The organism is Stutzerimonas stutzeri RCH2, from assembly GCF_000327065.1.
Lineage (GTDB): Bacteria > Pseudomonadota > Gammaproteobacteria > Pseudomonadales > Pseudomonadaceae > Stutzerimonas > Stutzerimonas stutzeri_AE.
Genome location: NC_019936.1, coordinates 4,462,604 through 4,478,507, shown reverse-complemented (window position 1 = coordinate 4,478,507; position 15,904 = coordinate 4,462,604). Strand labels below are relative to the sequence as shown.

Genomic DNA, 15,904 nt, shown 5'->3' with positions numbered 1-15,904 from the left:
TCGTAGGGTGGATGACGCTTTTCTCGTCCACCGAACATGCACGAACTTTATCGAGAGGTGACTGATGAGCGATTCGCAAACCCTGCACTGGCAAGCGCTGAGCCGCGACCATCATCTGCCGCCGTTCACCGATTACAAGGCGCTGAATGCCAAAGGCACGCGCATCATCACCAAGGCCTCCGGCGTCTACCTGTGGGACAGCGAAGGGCACAAGATCCTCGACGCCATGGCCGGGCTCTGGTGCGTCAACCTCGGCTACGGTCGCGAGGAGCTGGTCGAGGCCGCGACCAGGCAGATGCGTGAGCTGCCGTACTACAACCTGTTCTTCCAGACCGCCCATCCGCCGGCCGTGGCGCTGGCCAAGGCGATCGCCGACATCGCGCCGGCCGGGATGAACCATGTGTTCTTCACTGGCTCCGGCTCGGAAGCCAACGACACCGTGCTGCGCATGGTGCGCCATTACTGGGCGATCAAGGGCCAGCCGGCGAAGAAGGTTGTCATCGGCCGCTGGAATGGCTACCACGGCTCGACCATCGCCGGCGCCAGCCTTGGTGGCATGAAGGCCATGCACGAGCAGAGTGACGGCCCGATTCCCGGCATCGAGCATATCGATCAGCCCTACTGGTTCGGTGAAGGCGGCGACATGAGCCCGGAAGAGTTCGGCGTGCGCATTGCCGACCAGCTGGAGCAGAAGATCCTCGAAGTTGGTGAGGACAAGGTCGCCGCCTTCATCGCCGAGCCGATCCAGGGCGCCGGTGGCGTGATCATCCCGCCGGAAACGTACTGGCCGCGGATCAAGGAAATCCTCGCGCGCTACGACATCCTGTTCATCGCCGACGAGGTCATCTGCGGCTTCGGCCGTACCGGTGAGTGGTTCGGCAGCGACTACTACGGCCTCGAGCCGGACCTGATGCCGATCGCCAAGGGCCTGACTTCGGGCTACATCCCCATGGGCGGCGTCATCGTGCGCGACGAAGTGGTGCAGACGCTCAACGAAGGCGGCGAGTTCTACCACGGCTTCACCTACTCGGGGCACCCGGTGGCCGCCGCGGTGGCGCTGGAGAACATCCGCATCCTGCGCGAGGAGAAGATCGTCGAGCGGGTGAAGACCAAGACGGCACCCTATTTGCAGTCTCGCTGGCAGGAGCTGCTTGACCATCCGTTGGTGGGTGAGGCGCGTGGCGTCGGCCTGCTCGGCGCGCTGGAACTGGTCAAGAACAAGAAGACCCGCGAACGCTTTGCCGACCCCGGCGTAGGCATGCTCTGTCGCGAGCACTGCTTCCGCAACGGCCTGGTCATGCGCGCGGTTGGCGACACCATGATCATCTCGCCGCCGCTGGTGATCAGCGAGGAGCAGATCGACGAGCTGATCGGCAAGGTGCGTCTGTGTCTGGATGCAACGGCCAAGGATGCGCTGGGCTGAGCGTGCGGCAGTTGGCGGCAGCTGAGCTAAGGTTGTCGATTGCACACGGCTATGCGTTCGGCTTGTTGAAAAAAAGCCTCTGACCTTGCCAGACTGCGCGCGTGCTGGAAGCCAGACCTACCAAGGGGTGTGTCGATGCCGGCACACCTCCAGGCCGCCGCGCTGTTCATGGCCTGTTCCACTGCCCCGACATTAATGATGACAACAGGAGCTGCACGGATGAATCCCTTCGCCAAGACCCTACTTGCCATGACGCTGGCCGGCACCGTTGCCGGGGCTGCGCAGGCCCAGGAAAAGGTACTGCACGTCTACAACTGGTCCGACTACATCGCCGAAGACACCCTGGAGAACTTCACCAAGGAAACCGGCATCAAGGTCGTCTACGACGTCTTCGACAGCAACGAAGTGCTGGAAGCCAAGCTGCTGGCCGGCAGCTCCGGTTATGACGTGGTGGTGCCGTCCAACCCGTTCCTGGCCAAGCAGATCAAGGCTGGCGTGTTCCAGAAGCTGGACAAGTCCAAGCTGCCGAACTGGGAAAATCTCGACAAGGATCTGCTCAAGGCGCTGGAGCCGAGCGACCCGGGCAACCAGTACTCGATCCCCTACATGTGGGGCACCATCGGCATCGGCTACAACGTCGACAAGGTCAAGGCCGTGCTGGGCGACAACGCACCGGTGGACTCCTGGGATCTGGTGTTCAAGCCGGAAAACATCGAGAAGCTGAAGTCCTGCGGCGTCGCTTTCCTCGACTCGCCGACCGAGATGCTGCCGGCCGCGCTGCACTATCTGGGTTATGCGCCGGACAGCGGCAAGGCTGACGAGCTGAAGAAGGCCGAAGACCTGTTCATGCAGATCCGTCCGCATGTCGCCTACTTTCACTCCTCCAAGTACATCTCCGACCTGGCCAACGGCAACATCTGCGTGGCCATCGGTTACTCCGGCGATATCTACCAGGGCAAGTCGCGCGCCGAGGAAGCGGCCAACGGTGTCAACGTCGGCTACAAGATTCCGAAAGAAGGTGCCGGCAGCTTCTTCGACATGCTGGCGGTGCCAGCCGATGCCAAGAACGTCGAAAGCGCCCATGCCTTCATCAACTACCTGATGAAGCCGGACGTGATGGCCTCGATCACCAACTACGTGCAGTTCCCCAACGGCAACGCCGCGGCCACCCCGCTGCTGGATGAAGCCATCCGTACCGACGAGGGCATCTACCCGAGCCAGGCGGTGCTGCAAAAGCTCTACACCTTCCCCGATCTCGATCCGAAGACCCAGCGCGCCATGACCCGCAGCTGGACCAAGATCAAATCCGGGCGTTGATTCAGCCGCTCGTGTCGGGTCGCATCAGGCATGCGTACCCGACAGGGGAGGCCGGTCAACCACCACCGTCCCGGTTGCGTGCCGGGGCGGGCGTTGCGCGGAATGGCAATGCGAAAGCGTCCGGCGGCGGTTCAGGTTTCCCGCTCATTCCCGCCACTGCACCGGCAATTACACCAAATCTGTTGATTTTCAGAGGTTTTTCCAATAAACAGCCCGCCTTTCCCGCCGGGATCACGCGCGGCCTGTAACAAGAGGACTCATCCCATGCGCTCGACCCTCAAGTCGCTGCTCGTCGCCGCTGCCATGACCGGTGCCGCGACCGCCCAGGCTGCCTCCGTGCACATCTACAACTGGTCGGATTACATCGGCGAAACGACGCTGGAGGAGTTCGAGAAGGAGACCGGCATCAAGCCCGTCTACGACGTCTTCGATTCCAACGAAACCCTCGAAGGCAAACTGCTCGCCGGCCGCAGCGGCTACGACGTGGTGGTGCCTTCCAACCATTTCCTCGGCAAGCAGATCCGTGCCGGTGCGTTCCAGGCACTGGACAAGAGCAAGCTGCCGAACTGGGAACACCTCGACCCGGCACTGCTCAAGCAACTGCAGAAGAACGATCCCGGCAACGCGCATGCCGCGCCCTATCTGTGGGGCACCAATGGCATCGGCTATAACGTCGAGAAGGTCAAGGCAGCCCTTGGCGTCGATGAAATCGACTCCTGGTCAGTGATTTTCGAGCCGGAGAACGCGGCAAAGCTGGCCAGCTGCGGCATCGCCTTTCTCGACTCGGCCGATGAGATGATCCCTGCCATGCTCAACTACCTCGGCCTGGACCCCAACAGCGAGAACGCCGCGGATTACCAGAAGGCCGAAGAAAAGCTCCTGGCAGTGCGTCCGCATGTGCGTTATTTCCACTCCTCCAAGTACATTTCCGATCTCGCCAATGGCAATATCTGCGTCGCCGCCGGGTTCTCCGGCGATGTGTTCCAGGCTGCGGCCCGCGCCGAGGAAGCGGGCAAGGGCATCGAGATCGCCTACGCCATTCCTGCGGAGGGTGCCAACCTCTGGTTCGACATGCTGGCCATCCCCGCCGATGCCAGCAACGTCGAGGAAGCCCATGCGTTCATCAACTATCTGCTGCGCCCCGAAGTAATCGCCGCGGTGAGCGACTATGTCGGTTACGCCAACCCCAATCTCAAGGCAGGCGAGCTGATGGACCAAGAGGTGCGCGAGGACGCTTCGGTGTATCCGCCGCAGGAGGTGCTGGATCGCCTGTATGTCTCGGCCGAGCTGCCGCCGAAGATCCAGCGGCTGATGACGCGTACCTGGACCAAGGTGAAGTCCGGCAAGTGAATCCCGCAGTCCGTCCCATTGCGTCCACGGTGCTGCGAGGACGAAGCGGGGCGGGCTGAACGAGGGGCGCGTCCGGTGACGCGCTCGTTGCAACGACCACTAGATACCCGGCTCAGGCCGGCCAACCTTTTTCATTTCGGGAGTTCGCGCATGGCCGTTGCCTCCAGCGCCTACAAGAAAGCCCTCAGTGGCCAGAGCAAGAACAAGCAGGTGCTGCTCAAGATCGACCGGGTCACCAAGAAGTTCGACGAAACGGTGGCGGTCGATGACGTGTCGCTGAGCATCCATCAGGGCGAGATCTTCGCGCTGCTCGGCGGCTCCGGCTCGGGCAAGTCGACCCTGCTGCGTATGCTCGCCGGCTTCGAGCGGCCCACCGAGGGGCGCATCTTCCTCGATGGCCAGGACATCACCGACATGCCGCCCTACGAGCGGCCGATCAACATGATGTTCCAATCCTACGCGCTGTTCCCGCACATGACCGTGGAGCAGAACATCGCCTTCGGCCTCAAGCAGGACGGTCTGCCCAAGGCGGAGATCGAGGAGCGGGTCAAGGAAATGCTCGGCCTGGTGCAGATGACCCAGTACGCCAAGCGCAAGCCGCATCAGCTGTCGGGCGGGCAGCGCCAGCGCGTCGCCCTGGCGCGCTCGCTGGCCAAGCGCCCGAAGCTGCTGCTGCTCGACGAGCCGATGGGCGCTCTGGACAAGAAGCTGCGCTCGCAGATGCAGCTGGAGCTGGTGCAGATCATCGAGCGCGTTGGCGTGACCTGCGTGATGGTCACCCACGACCAGGAGGAGGCCATGACCATGGCCGAACGCATCGCCATCATGCATCTCGGCTGGATCGCCCAGGTCGGCAGCCCGATGGACATCTACGAAACCCCGGCGAGCCGGCTGGTCTGCGAGTTCATCGGCAACGTCAACCTGTTCGATGGCGAGCTGATCGAAGACATGGGCGACCACGCCGTCATCGCCAGCCCAGGCCTGGAAAATCCGATCTATGTCGGTCACGGCATCAGCACCCGTGCCGAAGACAAGCAGATCACCTACGCGATTCGCCCGGAAAAGCTACTGATCGGCACCGAACTGCCGGAACTGGAGCGCCCTGGCTACAACTGGGCCAAGGGCGTCGTCCACGACATCGCCTATCTTGGCGGCCATTCGGTGTACTACATCAAGCTGCCGTCCGGCGGTGTGCTGCAGGCCTTCATGGCCAACACCGAGCGCCACGTGAAGCTGCCAACCTGGGAGGAAGAGGTGTACGTCTACTGGTGGGATGACAGCGGCGTGGTGCTGCAGGCATGAAGCGCTCGCCGTTGAATAGCGGGCGCCGACTGGTCATCGGCGTGCCCTTCCTCTGGCTGTTCCTTTTCTTCCTGCTGCCGTTCGCCATCGTGCTGAAGATCAGCTTCGCCGAAGCCGATGTGGCGATACCGCCATATACCGACATCTTCGCCTACGCCGACCAGCAGCTGCAGGTACTGATCAATCTCGGCAACTACATCTTCCTCAGTGAAGACGAGTTGTATCTGGCGGCGTATCTGGGCTCGCTGAGGATCGCCTTCTTCAGCACGCTGCTCTGCCTGCTGATCGGCTATCCCATGGCCTATGCGATCGCCCGGGCGCGCAAGGATCTGCAGACGGTGTTCCTGCTGCTGATCATGATGCCGACCTGGACCGCCATCCTGATCCGCGTTTACGCCTGGATGGGCATCCTCAGCAGCAACGGCCTGCTCAATAGCCTGCTGCTCGGCATGGGGCTGATCGACACACCGCTGCAGATCCTCAACACCGATATCGCCGTGTATATCGGAGTGGTCTATTCCTACCTGCCGTTCATGATCCTGCCGCTCTACGCCAACCTGGTGAAGCACGACCCGAGCCTGCTGGAGGCTGCCTCCGACCTGGGCGCGCGCAACCTCACCAGCTTCTGGAAGATCACCGTGCCGCTGTCGAAGAACGGCATCATCGCCGGCTGCATGCTGGTGTTCATCCCGGTGGTGGGCGAGTTCGTCATCCCCGAGCTGCTCGGCGGCCCGGAGACACTGATGATCGGCAAAGTGCTGTGGCAGGAGTTCTTCAACAACCGTGACTGGCCGGTGGCCTCGGCGCTGGCGGTGGTGATGCTGGCGATCCTGCTGATCCCGATCATCCTGTTCAACCGCAACCAAGCCAAGGAACTGGAGGGCAAGCTATGAGGCGCTGGAGCTTTTCCAATCTGATCCTGGTGCTCGGGTTGCTGTTCATCTACCTCCCAATGGTGATTCTGGTCATCTACTCGTTCAACGCCTCGCGGCTGGTGACGGTATGGGGTGGCTGGTCGCTGAAGTGGTACGCCGGGCTGCTCGACAACTCGCAGCTGATGGGTGCGGTGATGCGTTCGCTGGAAGTCGCGGCCTATACCGCGGTCGCCGCGGTGGCGCTGGGCACCATGGCGGCTTTCGTGCTCACGCGTATCCCGGTGTTTCGCGGCCGCACGCTGTTCGGTGGTCTGGTTACCGCACCGCTGGTAATGCCCGAGGTGATCACCGGTCTGTCCTTGCTGCTGTTGTTCGTCGCCATGGCGCAACTGGTCGGCTGGCCGGCCCAGCGCGGCCTGGTGACGATCTGGATCGCGCACACCACCTTCTGCTCGGCCTACGTCGCGGTGGTGGTGATGGCGCGCCTGCGTGAGCTGGACCTGTCCATCGAGGAAGCGGCGATGGACCTCGGCGCACGGCCGTGGAAGGTGTTCTTCCTGATCACCATGCCGATGATCGCGCCGTCGCTGGCCGCTGGCGGCATGCTCTCCTTCGCCCTGTCGCTGGACGATCTGGTGCTGGCGAGCTTCGTCTCCGGTCCCGGCTCGACCACCCTGCCGATGGAGATCTTCTCCGCCGTGCGCCTGGGCGTGAAACCGGAGATCAACGCGGTGGCCAGCCTGATCCTGCTCAGCGTGTCGCTGGCGACCTTCCTGGCCTGGTACCTCACCCGCCGCGCCGAGAAGCGCCGCGTCCGCGCGATGCAGCAGGCGATGGATGAAACCACTGGCAAGTCCACCTGGCGTCAGGTGATCGACAGCCGCAAGGTGCTGATACCGCCCTCGGCGCATAGTTGAGGATGGTCTGAGCCGCAAAACGAAAAGGGCGCATTGATGCGCCCTTTTCGTTTCAGGTAGTCCGTCCCGCAATTGCGCTGGAGCCGTAGGGTGGATAACGCGAAGCTTATCCACCGCCGTGCCTTTCCGGCGCCGAGTGCGCATTCATGGCTCGGTTGGCTGCTCTCCTGCAATGAATATCTCGTAAGGCGCCGATCACCGCTCAGGTCCGGCAACCCGACCCCATGCTGTGTTCGTCCTGTGGCTCGTCGCATCCCGCACCACCATCCGGGCGCGGGCGCAGCCAGATCGGTGCCAGGTAGCGTAACGCCAGGGCAAAGGCAGTCAGCCAACCGAGCCCGGCGAGCATGTTCAGCAGCGGCACGGGCGCGCCCGGCAGCCCCGCACTGGCACGCAGCAGCGCAGCAAGTACCAGCAGGCCGGTGGCGATCGGCACCCATGGCCGTTGATCCAGCGCATAACCGCTGTGGGTACGCCCGGCGATGCACAGCACCGCGAGAATCGACACGCCCATGGCCCCGACTGTCAGCAGATGACGACCCGCGCTGCTGGCGTAACCGTCGACGAGCAGTGATACGCCCAGCGCGCCATAGCCCAGCGCCATCAGCCAGTAGACGCTGTAGAGCATCAGCGCCCAGCGTTCCAGCAACGCGCGGCCGATGTGCCAGTCGTTGAGCAGGTTGAACATGGCGGCGGTTGCGGCCAGGGCCAGCCAGCCGTTCAGCGGGGCCGGCAGAGCCAGCCATTCGGCAAGGCTGAACAGGCTGATGCAGAAGATCGCCAGGTTGCGCCGTGGCGGCCGCGCGCGGTAGTCCTCGTCCACTTCATGGCCGGCATCCCGGCGTGCCTGGATGGCATCGTTGAGGATGCGCATGGAGATTCGGCTCATGGCCACCACGATCAGCACCATCATCACGCCGACCGTCGCATGCAGCCAGCGCATCGGGTACTGGCCGCTGACGGCATCGATATTGAAGCCGACAGTCACCAGCGCCAGCGCGACGAGTCCGCCGAAGAAGCCGTACTGCCGGCGCAACGGATCACCGAGTAGGCGCGGTGCGAGCAGCACAAGCAGGGCGATGGCGAAGGCACTGTTGAACAGCGCCGACGGCCACGGCCCGAGGACGCCGGAAAGCCAGAAGCTCAGCCGAGCCGCTAGCCACAGCAGTAGAAAGCCGAAACCTACCTGCCTACCGAATGCCGCGGTGGAGGTAAATTCCGGCACCGCGGTGAGGACGAAGCCGGCGACTGCCGCAAGGCCAAAGCCGAGCAGCATCTCGTGGGCATGCCAGACCATTGGCCCACCCGGCACGCTTGGCAGCGGCAACCCGAACCCGAGAAAGCCCAGCCAGAGTGCGATGCCGGCCACGGCCAGCAGTACGGTGGAGAGAAACAGCGGACGGAAGCTGCATAGCAGCAACGGCCAGGCGGTGAGTCGCGGTGATAAGGACTTCAGCATCGTGAGCGCGCTCTGCTGGCGGTGAGGGGAACCGTCGTCTCTTGCAGGGTTGCCCTGTTGCTGTGCGGCAAGGTCTGCGGCGCGCGGCTGGCCAGGCCGAAGCTCTCTCGCACCGCCGGCAACTGCAGCAGTTCGGCGGTGTGCTGATAGATCCAGATATCGCTGCGCTGCACGGATGGCAGATCCAGTTCCAGATGGCTGACGATGCGCCCTGGTGCCGCTGCCATGACCAGAATGCGGTCGGCCAGGCGCACGGCTTCCATCAGGTCGTGGGTGACCATCAGCACGCCCATGCCGCGTGCGGCCTGCTCGGCCAGCAGCAGGGCATAAAGGTCTTCCTTGAGGCCGATATCCAGCGCGGCAAAGGGTTCGTCAAGCAGCAGCAGATCCGGTTGCAGCACCAGCGCCCGCGCCAGGGACACGCGGCTCTGCATGCCGCCGGAAAGCTGGTGCGGAAACTTGCCGAGATCGCCAGTAGCCAAGCCCAGGCGCAGCGCGAGGGAGCTGGCCTGCTGCAGGCGTTGCTGCCGCGGCATGCCTGCCGCCTTGAGCCCCAGGGCGATGTTGTCGAGCGTGGTTTTCCACGGCAGCAGCCGCGGTTGCTGGAACATGCTGGCGGGGTTGCCGAAGCCGTTGTCGATGCGTCCTTCCTGCACGTCCAGCAGCCCGGCACAGAGGTGCAGCAGGGTGGTCTTGCCGCAGCCGGAGGGGCCGACCAGGGCGACCACTTCACCCGCCGCCAGGTTGAAGTCGATGCCGCTGAAGATCTCGTCGCGGCCGAACGCGTGGGCCAGGCCGTGGATGTGCAATTGCGTCATGAAGACACCTCGCGCCAGCGCTCGACTTCGCGCTTGATCGGTTCCAGCAGCAGATACTCCACCGCCAGCAGCAGGCCGACCACCGCGGTGATCCAGGCCATGGTCGCGCTGGTATCGAGGTGCGAGCGCGACACCGCCAGCGCGGCGCCGACGCCGTCCTGGGTGGCGAGCAGTTCGGCCATCACCACGATCTTCCAGGCCATGGCGAGCGCGGTGATCCAGGCGGGGAACAGGTAGGAAACGACGTGCGGCAGATAGACATCGAGCAACAGCATCCGCCGCGGCAGGCGGAATGCCAGGGCCATGTCCTTGAGCTGGTTGTCCAGCGTGCGGGTGCCTTGCAGTGCGCCGACGAACACCAGCGGAAAGCTGGCGATGAACACGGTGAACACCGGGGTGCCGTCACTGGCGCCGAACCAGAGCATCGCCAGTACCAGCCACGCGATTGGTGGCATGCCCATGAGCACGGTGACCAGCGGCCGCGCCATCATCGAGGCGGTCATGGAGACACCGGCGGCGAGCCCGAGCACGCTGCCGACCACTACGGACAAGGTAAAACCGAGCAGAGCCCGGCGACTGGTGGCCAGCAACTCCGGCCAGGCGGCACCTTCATCGATCAGCTGGAGCAGGCGGACAAAGGTCTCCAGCGGCGTAGGCAGCACCAGCGCGCCATATTGACTGGCCACTGCCTCCCAGCCCGCCAGCAGCAGAAACAGGCTGGCCAGTGCGCCCCAGCCGCTCCACAGATAGCCGGGCAGGCCGGCCAGCCAGCTGCGCAGGAGGCTCATGGCTGATCGCTGACTGGCGAGTAGAAGTCATCGGCCGGCAGCTTGCCGCCGATCAGCGCTGGATTCTTTTGCAACAGCAGCTCGAACAGATACTCGACTTCCACCCGTGCGTCGGCGGCGGGCACTGCGTCCATCTGCGCCACGGCCAATGAGTCGGTTACCGCTTCGGCGCTGAGCATCGGCAGATGCTTGGCGACCAGCTGCCCGCAGCGTTCGGCGTTGGCGCTGCACCATTGCAGCGAGTCGGCGTAGGCCTGGGCAATCCGTGCGGCGATCTGCGGCTGGTCCTTCACGCTGGCCATCAGCGCGATGCCAGCCTGCGGGATGCGTGCTTCGCGTTGCAGCAGGCGGCCCCACTCCTGTTGCAGGTCGACACTGCGATACAGATCCGGCGCAACCAGCCCCAGCGGTCCTTCGCTGGCCTTGCGCAGGGCCATGGAGATGGCCGGCTCGGCCAGCAGGGCATGGTCGGTACGACGCATCAGCAATAGCTGCATGGCGTCGATCGGGGTGGCGACGTAGCGCAAACGCAGGTCCTTGCGCACATCAATGCCGGCACGCTCGGCCAGCAGGCCGAAGAGGATGTCCGGCATGTCGCCGCGGAACGGCATGGCGATTTCCTTGCCGCGCAGGTCGTCGAGGGTGCTCAGGCCCTGCTCGCGGGATACCAGCCAGAGCAAGCCCCAGGTCGAAACGTTGAGCATGCGCAGCTTGGCGCCGCGGTTGTACAGGTTGGCGGCGACGTTGACCGGCATGGCCAGCACGTCTGCCTGCTCGTTCAGCGCCAGCAGACGCAGCTGGTCGGGATCGCGCCAGCTGACGAATTCCACCTTGTCCGCCAGGTCGTCCAGCGCGCCGGATTCGACCATGTGGATCAGCGGGTTAGACACCGATGACGATGGGCCGGCCAGGACCAGGCGCGGCAGCTTGTCCGCCAGCGCTGGTGCTCCAGCCACCAGCAGAACGGCCATCAGTAGGTGGCGCAGCATCAGAAGCTCCCGCTCAGCGCGACGGTGATGCCGCGCCCAGGCGCTTGCAGTTCGTTGCCGCTGATGCCGTCAGTCAGATGCTCGTGGTAGGCCTTGTCGAACAGGTTGCTCAGGCGCGTGTCTAGATTGGCGGTCTGCAGCACGCCGATCTTGCCGAAGCCCCAGCCGAGGCTGGCATCGGCGGTAACGAAGCCTGCGGTGCGGTCCTCGCCACCGCGGGTGAACTCGGTCGCCACACGATCCTGCTCGGCGACCGCGCGCAGCTGGGCATGCCAGTAGAGGCCGCGCTCGGCTGGCTGGCCGATGCCCAGGGTCAACTCGTGGGCCGGCATCTGGTGCAGTGGTTCGTCGTCCTGTTTGTTCTCGCCGCGCAGCCAGGTGAAGCTGCCGTCCACCACGAAGGCGCCGACGCCCTTGCTGGCGCTGCCTTCGAGGCCGTAGATCACCACTTTGTCGAGGTTTTCGGTGCGCTTGATCGGCAGCCCGTTGGGCGCGTTGGTGCCGGTCACGCGGCCGGCGATGTAGTCGTCGATGCGGGTGTGGAAGGCCGCCAGTTGATAGGTGAAATCGCCATCGTTACCCTTGAGGCCAAGCTCGAAGCTGGTGGAACGCTCCGGGTCCAGCTGCGGGTTGCCGACGTGGAAGTAGCCGTCGCCGCGCGGGGCGTCGTCGTAGCGCTCGCGCATGTCGGCGGCGCGGTAGGCCTGGCCGACGTTGGCGTAGAGGTTGAGGGTGTCAGTCAACGGATGCAGCGCGCCCAGCGACCACGACAGGTTGTGGTCGGTGCTGTCCAGGCCGCTGGTTGTAAATGAAGGACCATTGCCTTTAGCGCGGGCGTCTGCGCTGATGCGGTCGTAACGGGCGCCGGCGGTGAGGCGCGTCTGACCGAGGTCGAATTCGTCCTGCACGAACAGTCCGTAGGACTCGATCTCGGCATCCTTGAAGGGGTCGTTGCGCTGGTTGTTGTTGAAGGCCGGCGGGCCATCCACATAGCGCTCCGGATCGCCGGTCATCTTCCAGCCGTCGACGCCCACCGTCAGCAGGTGATCGGCGACCGGTACTACCCAGCTCGAGCGCAGTCCGTGGGTGATGAAGCTGACGTTGTTGCGTACATAGTCGCGGTCGAGGCGCTCCGAGTAGGCACGGATCTCCCGGTAGACCTCCTGACGATAGAGCTCGGTGGTCAGAGTACCTTCACCGAGGCCGTTCTCCAGGCCGATCTGGAATAGCTCGCGCTGTTGTTCCGGCGAATGGATGGTCGCGGTGCCGAGCGGTGCCGGGATGCCGGCGCCGCCCGGCTGGCCACCGGTACGCGCCGAGCCCGGGTACCAGACGTCACGATCGGTGTGGCGCTGGACGTTCAGGTTGACGCTGACATCCTCGGCCAGGCGCTGCTTGTACTTGAACAGCAGGGTATCGGAGCTGTAGCCGGTGTTCTCTTCGGTACCGTTGGGGCTTTTGTAGTCGTTGACCTTGCGCCCGGCAACGCCCAGCACCAGCGCATGATCGCTGCTGGAGTCGCGCAGCAGCGTAGCGCCGGTGAAGCCCTTGTCGACGCTGCTGGCGCTGCTGGAGAAATGTCCGCTGCGTTCGTCTTGTTCGGTGAAGCGTGGTTGTGGCGTGATCAGGTTGACCACCCCGCCCATGGCGCCGCTGCCGTAGAGCACCGAGCCCGGACCCTTGACCACCTCGGCGCGTTCCAGCAGACCGAGATCGAGCATGGATGCCAGCGAGCCTTGCGGCTGGCCGGAATTGACCCGCACGCCGTCGACCATCAGCACCACGCTTTCCTTCTTCATGCCGCGCAGGACCGGGTTCTGGCCCCAAGCGCCATCGCTGTGCACGGCCAGGCCCGGCTTGCCACGGAACAGGCTGCCGGCCGGCGCGGCCGTTTCAGTCGGCTGTGCTTGCAGGACTTCGATGGCTTGCGGAATGTCCTGCGTCGCGGCCTCGTAGCCCTTGGCAGTGACGACGGTTTCCTGCAATTCCAGCGGAGCGGCGAGGGCGGAGGTGGTGCTGACGGCCAGGCAGGCCAGGGCAAGCGGGTGAAGGCGGAGGATCATCGAACGGCTCCCGAATGGTGCGTCGGCAACGATGCCGACTTGAATGGGAGCATTCTCGTTTAGTTGATAATAATTATCATTTGACCATGATCAAGTTTGCGGGACATGCCGCTACTCTTGCCAGTCGCAGAAACAGGCTACCGCCAGCGAATGGGTGGCGCGGACCTTGCGCCCGGCGAGCACCGCATCGAGGATCGGCTCGACGAAGCTGTTATCCGAACTGCACACCGCGCCCTCGCTGTAGGGGCCGATATAGACCAGTTCACCGCTCTGGTCCCAGATGCCTACAGCCGGGCTGGCCGGCAATTGCTCGGCGCCGGCCAGATCGTTCAGCGGCTTCAGCGAAGCCAGGGGCGCCGGCAGACGGCCTTTGCTGCCGGGCTTGCGCACTTCGTAGAACTCGACCGGTTGCCCGGCGAAGCGCTTGAGCAACTCCTCCAGATGCTGCTGGTTGCCGACGTTGCACGGGCAGCTCGGGTCCCAGAAGTGGACGAAGCGCACCGGCCCCGGGCCCTGCAGTTCGGCGGGCAGGCGCAACGCGTCGCCAGAGAACAGCTCGGCGCGCTCGCCCTCGAAGGTGCGCAGGTAACGTGCCTCGAACCACCAGAACGCGGCCAGCATGGCGCCGCCCCAGAGCAGGGCGATCAGGGCGGCGATCAGGTATTTACGGCGTGCGCTCATGGCAGGCTCCGATGTGGGTGCGCAAGCTTGCCATGACGCGGCGCAGAGCTGAATATCCCGGGTCCCAACCGCTTAAAGAAAGTCCATGCCTTCGCGTATCCAGCCTGATCGACTGCGCAACAGTCTGCCTGCCCTGGCGGATGCAGCTGACATCTCCGCCGAAACGCTGCACTACCAGGCTTATTACGGCCTGGACATGCCGCACCGGCGCAATGTGCAGCGCCGCCTGGGGCGCTTTCGCGTGCACGATTATGACGTGGTTGCGCAGGCCTGGTGGCCCGAACAGCCTCACGCCAGCCTGCTGATCCTGCATGGCTACTACGACCATATGGGCCTGTACCGGCACGTGGTCGATTGGGGGCTGGAGATGGGTTTCGCCGTGCTCGCCTGCGACCTGCCGGGCCACGGTCTGTCCAGCGGTCCGCGGGCCAGCATCAACGAGTTCGATGAATACCAGGCGGTGCTCAGCGGGCTGTTCGAACAGGCGCGTCAGCTCGATCTGCCACGACCCTGGCATCTGCTCGGGCAGAGCACCGGCGGTGCCATCGCGCTGGATCACCTGCTGCACCAGGCCGACAACCCGGATCTGGGCCGCACCATCCTGCTGGCGCCGTTGATTCGGCCGCGTGCCTGGTTGCGCTCGCGCATCAGCTACGAATTGCTGCGACGCTTCGTGCAGCAGATACCGCGCACGTTCAGCGAGAATTCCGGCGATCCGAGCTTTCTGGAGTTCGTTCAGAGCCAGGATCCGCTGCAGCCGGACATCCTGCCCACGGCCTGGGTCGGCGCGCTGTCACGCTGGATTCCGCGTATCGAAGGGGCGGCGGGCAGCACGCATTCGCCGCTGATCATCCAGGGTGAGGCGGACATGACGGTGGACTGGCAGTACAACCTGCCGATCCTCGAACGCAAGTTCGCTGGCGCCGAGATCTTGCGTCTGCCCGAGGCGCGCCACCATCTGGTGAACGAGCGCGAGGAGCTGCGCCGTGCCTACTTCGATTTCCTGCGCGAGCGGCTGAAGTAGCGCCGCTCAGATGCCTTGCTGCGGCTCCAGATCGGCGCCGCTCATGCCCACCGCCAGCCCGGCTCGCAGCGCCTGCAGCGCAGCCTGATAGTAGGCCTTGCCTGCGTCCGATTGGGCGAACTGCACGTATTCTTCCAGCTCGGCGTCGGACAGATCGCGATAGACGAAGAGCAGCGTGTTGTCGAGATCGGCCTCGATCTGCTCGATCATCCGCGTGCGCTGGCTGCTCAACAGGCTCTGCGCCTGGTTGCCACCAAGCAGGCCGGGAATCATCTGGCTCAGGCTGTCGGCGGCGACACCGGCGAGCGCCAGGCTGACCTCCGCCCCAGCCTCGCTGGCCGGGATGGCCTGGGCCAGATGGCGAATCAGCAGCTGACGGTTGCTTTCGGCCGTCACCCGCGGCAAGCCTTTGGTATGGCGTGCCAGCTGCTCGCGGCGTGCCGCCAGCACTTCGGCAGAGACGATCTTGCGGCCGAGCGTCGACTGGAAGAACTCCAGCGCCGGTTGCGGCTGCGGTAGATGCTCGCGCAGCGCCTGCTGTGCACGCTGGTCGATGGCATGGGCGGCGAAGCGGCGGTTGCTATTGGTCACCAGCGCCTGGAATACCGCTGGCGGCAGGGTGTCTTTGTAGCGCTGCTGGGCGGCGGTCAGCGCATCGGCGAAATTGGCCCGCTGTTCGGTCCAGCCAGCGGTTTCGTACAGCTCTTGATAGGTGTCGGCGAAGCTGGCGAAGCTGAAGGTCAGCAGTACACAGGCTAAAAGGGCGCGCATGGAAGCTCCTGTCTGGCGGGCGGTTCATTTTCGGTGCCCCGACGCATGCTTGTCGAGGCGCGCGAGCGCTGCTGCGATATGGCGCAGTGCCTTGGCTTGTAGCGGAGTCTGTACAGCCCCTAGACTC

The 15,904-nt window shown here is 64.3% G+C and carries 14 protein-coding genes; 7 read left to right on the top strand and 7 right to left on the bottom strand.

The genetic code is table 11. From position 1 onward, the window contains the following. Positions 1-64: 64 nt before the first annotated feature. From PSEST_RS20905 to PSEST_RS20880, 6 genes are all read left to right on the top strand, one after another. Complete coding sequence (locus tag PSEST_RS20905; protein WP_015278908.1) at positions 65-1,423, top strand: aspartate aminotransferase family protein; 1,359 nt, start codon at positions 65-67, stop codon at positions 1,421-1,423. Positions 1,424-1,642: 219 nt separating this feature from the next. Beyond that, complete coding sequence (locus PSEST_RS20900; RefSeq protein WP_015278907.1) at positions 1,643-2,740, top strand: polyamine ABC transporter substrate-binding protein; 1,098 nt, start codon at positions 1,643-1,645, stop codon at positions 2,738-2,740. 264 nt (positions 2,741-3,004) lie between these two features. Beyond that, on the top strand, positions 3,005-4,090 hold the full coding sequence (locus tag PSEST_RS20895) for a polyamine ABC transporter substrate-binding protein (RefSeq protein WP_015278906.1): 1,086 nt from the start codon (positions 3,005-3,007) through the stop codon (positions 4,088-4,090). A gap of 150 nt (positions 4,091-4,240) precedes the next feature. Beyond that, a complete protein-coding gene (gene potA / locus PSEST_RS20890; RefSeq protein WP_015278905.1) occupies positions 4,241-5,392 on the top strand; it encodes a polyamine ABC transporter ATP-binding protein in 1,152 nt (383 codons plus the stop codon). Next, positions 5,389-6,285, top strand: a complete 897-nt coding sequence (locus tag PSEST_RS20885) for an ABC transporter permease subunit (protein ID WP_015278904.1) — start codon at positions 5,389-5,391, stop codon at positions 6,283-6,285. The genes potA and PSEST_RS20885 overlap by 4 nt, the downstream gene beginning before the upstream one ends. Beyond that, a complete protein-coding gene (locus PSEST_RS20880; RefSeq protein ID WP_015278903.1) occupies positions 6,282-7,184 on the top strand; it encodes an ABC transporter permease subunit in 903 nt (300 codons plus the stop codon). The genes PSEST_RS20885 and PSEST_RS20880 overlap by 4 nt, the downstream gene beginning before the upstream one ends. A gap of 202 nt (positions 7,185-7,386) precedes the next feature. On the opposite strand, the gene PSEST_RS20875 is transcribed toward PSEST_RS20880, so the two are convergent. The 6 genes from PSEST_RS20875 to PSEST_RS20850 all read right to left on the bottom strand — a co-directional run bounded on the left by PSEST_RS20875 (position 7,387) and on the right by PSEST_RS20850 (position 13,982). Further along, positions 7,387-8,643 (bottom strand): NnrS family protein, encoded by a 1,257-nt coding sequence (locus PSEST_RS20875; protein WP_015278902.1) that lies wholly within the window; start codon positions 8,641-8,643, stop codon positions 7,387-7,389. Next, positions 8,637-9,461, bottom strand: a complete 825-nt coding sequence (locus PSEST_RS20870) for an ABC transporter ATP-binding protein (RefSeq protein WP_015278901.1) — start codon at positions 9,459-9,461, stop codon at positions 8,637-8,639. Before PSEST_RS20870 ends, PSEST_RS20875 begins: the two co-directional genes overlap by 7 nt. Beyond that, complete coding sequence (locus tag PSEST_RS20865) at positions 9,458-10,249, bottom strand: ABC transporter permease (protein WP_015278900.1); 792 nt, start codon at positions 10,247-10,249, stop codon at positions 9,458-9,460. Before PSEST_RS20865 ends, PSEST_RS20870 begins: the two co-directional genes overlap by 4 nt. Beyond that, positions 10,246-11,238 (bottom strand): ABC transporter substrate-binding protein, encoded by a 993-nt coding sequence (locus tag PSEST_RS20860; RefSeq protein WP_015278899.1) that lies wholly within the window; start codon positions 11,236-11,238, stop codon positions 10,246-10,248. The genes PSEST_RS20865 and PSEST_RS20860 overlap by 4 nt, the downstream gene beginning before the upstream one ends. Next, positions 11,238-13,301, bottom strand: a complete 2,064-nt coding sequence (locus PSEST_RS20855; protein WP_015278898.1) for a TonB-dependent receptor plug domain-containing protein — start codon at positions 13,299-13,301, stop codon at positions 11,238-11,240. Before PSEST_RS20855 ends, PSEST_RS20860 begins: the two co-directional genes overlap by 1 nt. Before the next feature lie 111 nt (positions 13,302-13,412). Further along, entirely contained in the window at positions 13,413-13,982 is a 570-nt protein-coding gene (locus tag PSEST_RS20850; RefSeq protein ID WP_015278897.1) for a DUF6436 domain-containing protein, read from the bottom strand. 85 nt (positions 13,983-14,067) lie between these two features. Between PSEST_RS20850 and PSEST_RS20845 the strand changes: the two genes are divergently transcribed. Next, complete coding sequence (locus tag PSEST_RS20845; protein WP_015278896.1) at positions 14,068-15,006, top strand: alpha/beta hydrolase; 939 nt, start codon at positions 14,068-14,070, stop codon at positions 15,004-15,006. A 6-nt stretch (positions 15,007-15,012) separates the two neighbouring features. On the opposite strand, the gene PSEST_RS20840 is transcribed toward PSEST_RS20845, so the two are convergent. Then, positions 15,013-15,777, bottom strand: a complete 765-nt coding sequence (locus PSEST_RS20840; RefSeq protein WP_015278895.1) for a hypothetical protein — start codon at positions 15,775-15,777, stop codon at positions 15,013-15,015. Positions 15,778-15,904 lie beyond the last annotated feature (127 nt).

Bases quoted from the DNA above. Each gene is read 5' to 3' on its own strand.
- PSEST_RS20905 (WP_015278908.1), top strand. From the start codon at position 65: ATGAGCGATTCGCAAACCCTGCACTGGCAAGCGCTGAGCCGCGACCAT.
- PSEST_RS20900 (WP_015278907.1), top strand. From the start codon at position 1,643: ATGAATCCCTTCGCCAAGACCCTACTTGCCATGACGCTGGCCGGCACC.
- PSEST_RS20895 (WP_015278906.1), top strand. From the start codon at position 3,005: ATGCGCTCGACCCTCAAGTCGCTGCTCGTCGCCGCTGCCATGACCGGT.
- potA (WP_015278905.1), top strand. From the start codon at position 4,241: ATGGCCGTTGCCTCCAGCGCCTACAAGAAAGCCCTCAGTGGCCAGAGC.
- PSEST_RS20885 (WP_015278904.1), top strand. From the start codon at position 5,389: ATGAAGCGCTCGCCGTTGAATAGCGGGCGCCGACTGGTCATCGGCGTG.
- PSEST_RS20880 (WP_015278903.1), top strand. From the start codon at position 6,282: ATGAGGCGCTGGAGCTTTTCCAATCTGATCCTGGTGCTCGGGTTGCTG.
- PSEST_RS20875 (WP_015278902.1), bottom strand. From the start codon at position 8,643: ATGCTGAAGTCCTTATCACCGCGACTCACCGCCTGGCCGTTGCTGCTA.
- PSEST_RS20870 (WP_015278901.1), bottom strand. From the start codon at position 9,461: ATGACGCAATTGCACATCCACGGCCTGGCCCACGCGTTCGGCCGCGAC.
- PSEST_RS20865 (WP_015278900.1), bottom strand. From the start codon at position 10,249: ATGAGCCTCCTGCGCAGCTGGCTGGCCGGCCTGCCCGGCTATCTGTGG.
- PSEST_RS20860 (WP_015278899.1), bottom strand. From the start codon at position 11,238: ATGCTGCGCCACCTACTGATGGCCGTTCTGCTGGTGGCTGGAGCACCA.
- PSEST_RS20855 (WP_015278898.1), bottom strand. From the start codon at position 13,301: ATGATCCTCCGCCTTCACCCGCTTGCCCTGGCCTGCCTGGCCGTCAGC.
- PSEST_RS20850 (WP_015278897.1), bottom strand. From the start codon at position 13,982: ATGAGCGCACGCCGTAAATACCTGATCGCCGCCCTGATCGCCCTGCTC.
- PSEST_RS20845 (WP_015278896.1), top strand. From the start codon at position 14,068: ATGCCTTCGCGTATCCAGCCTGATCGACTGCGCAACAGTCTGCCTGCC.
- PSEST_RS20840 (WP_015278895.1), bottom strand. From the start codon at position 15,777: ATGCGCGCCCTTTTAGCCTGTGTACTGCTGACCTTCAGCTTCGCCAGC.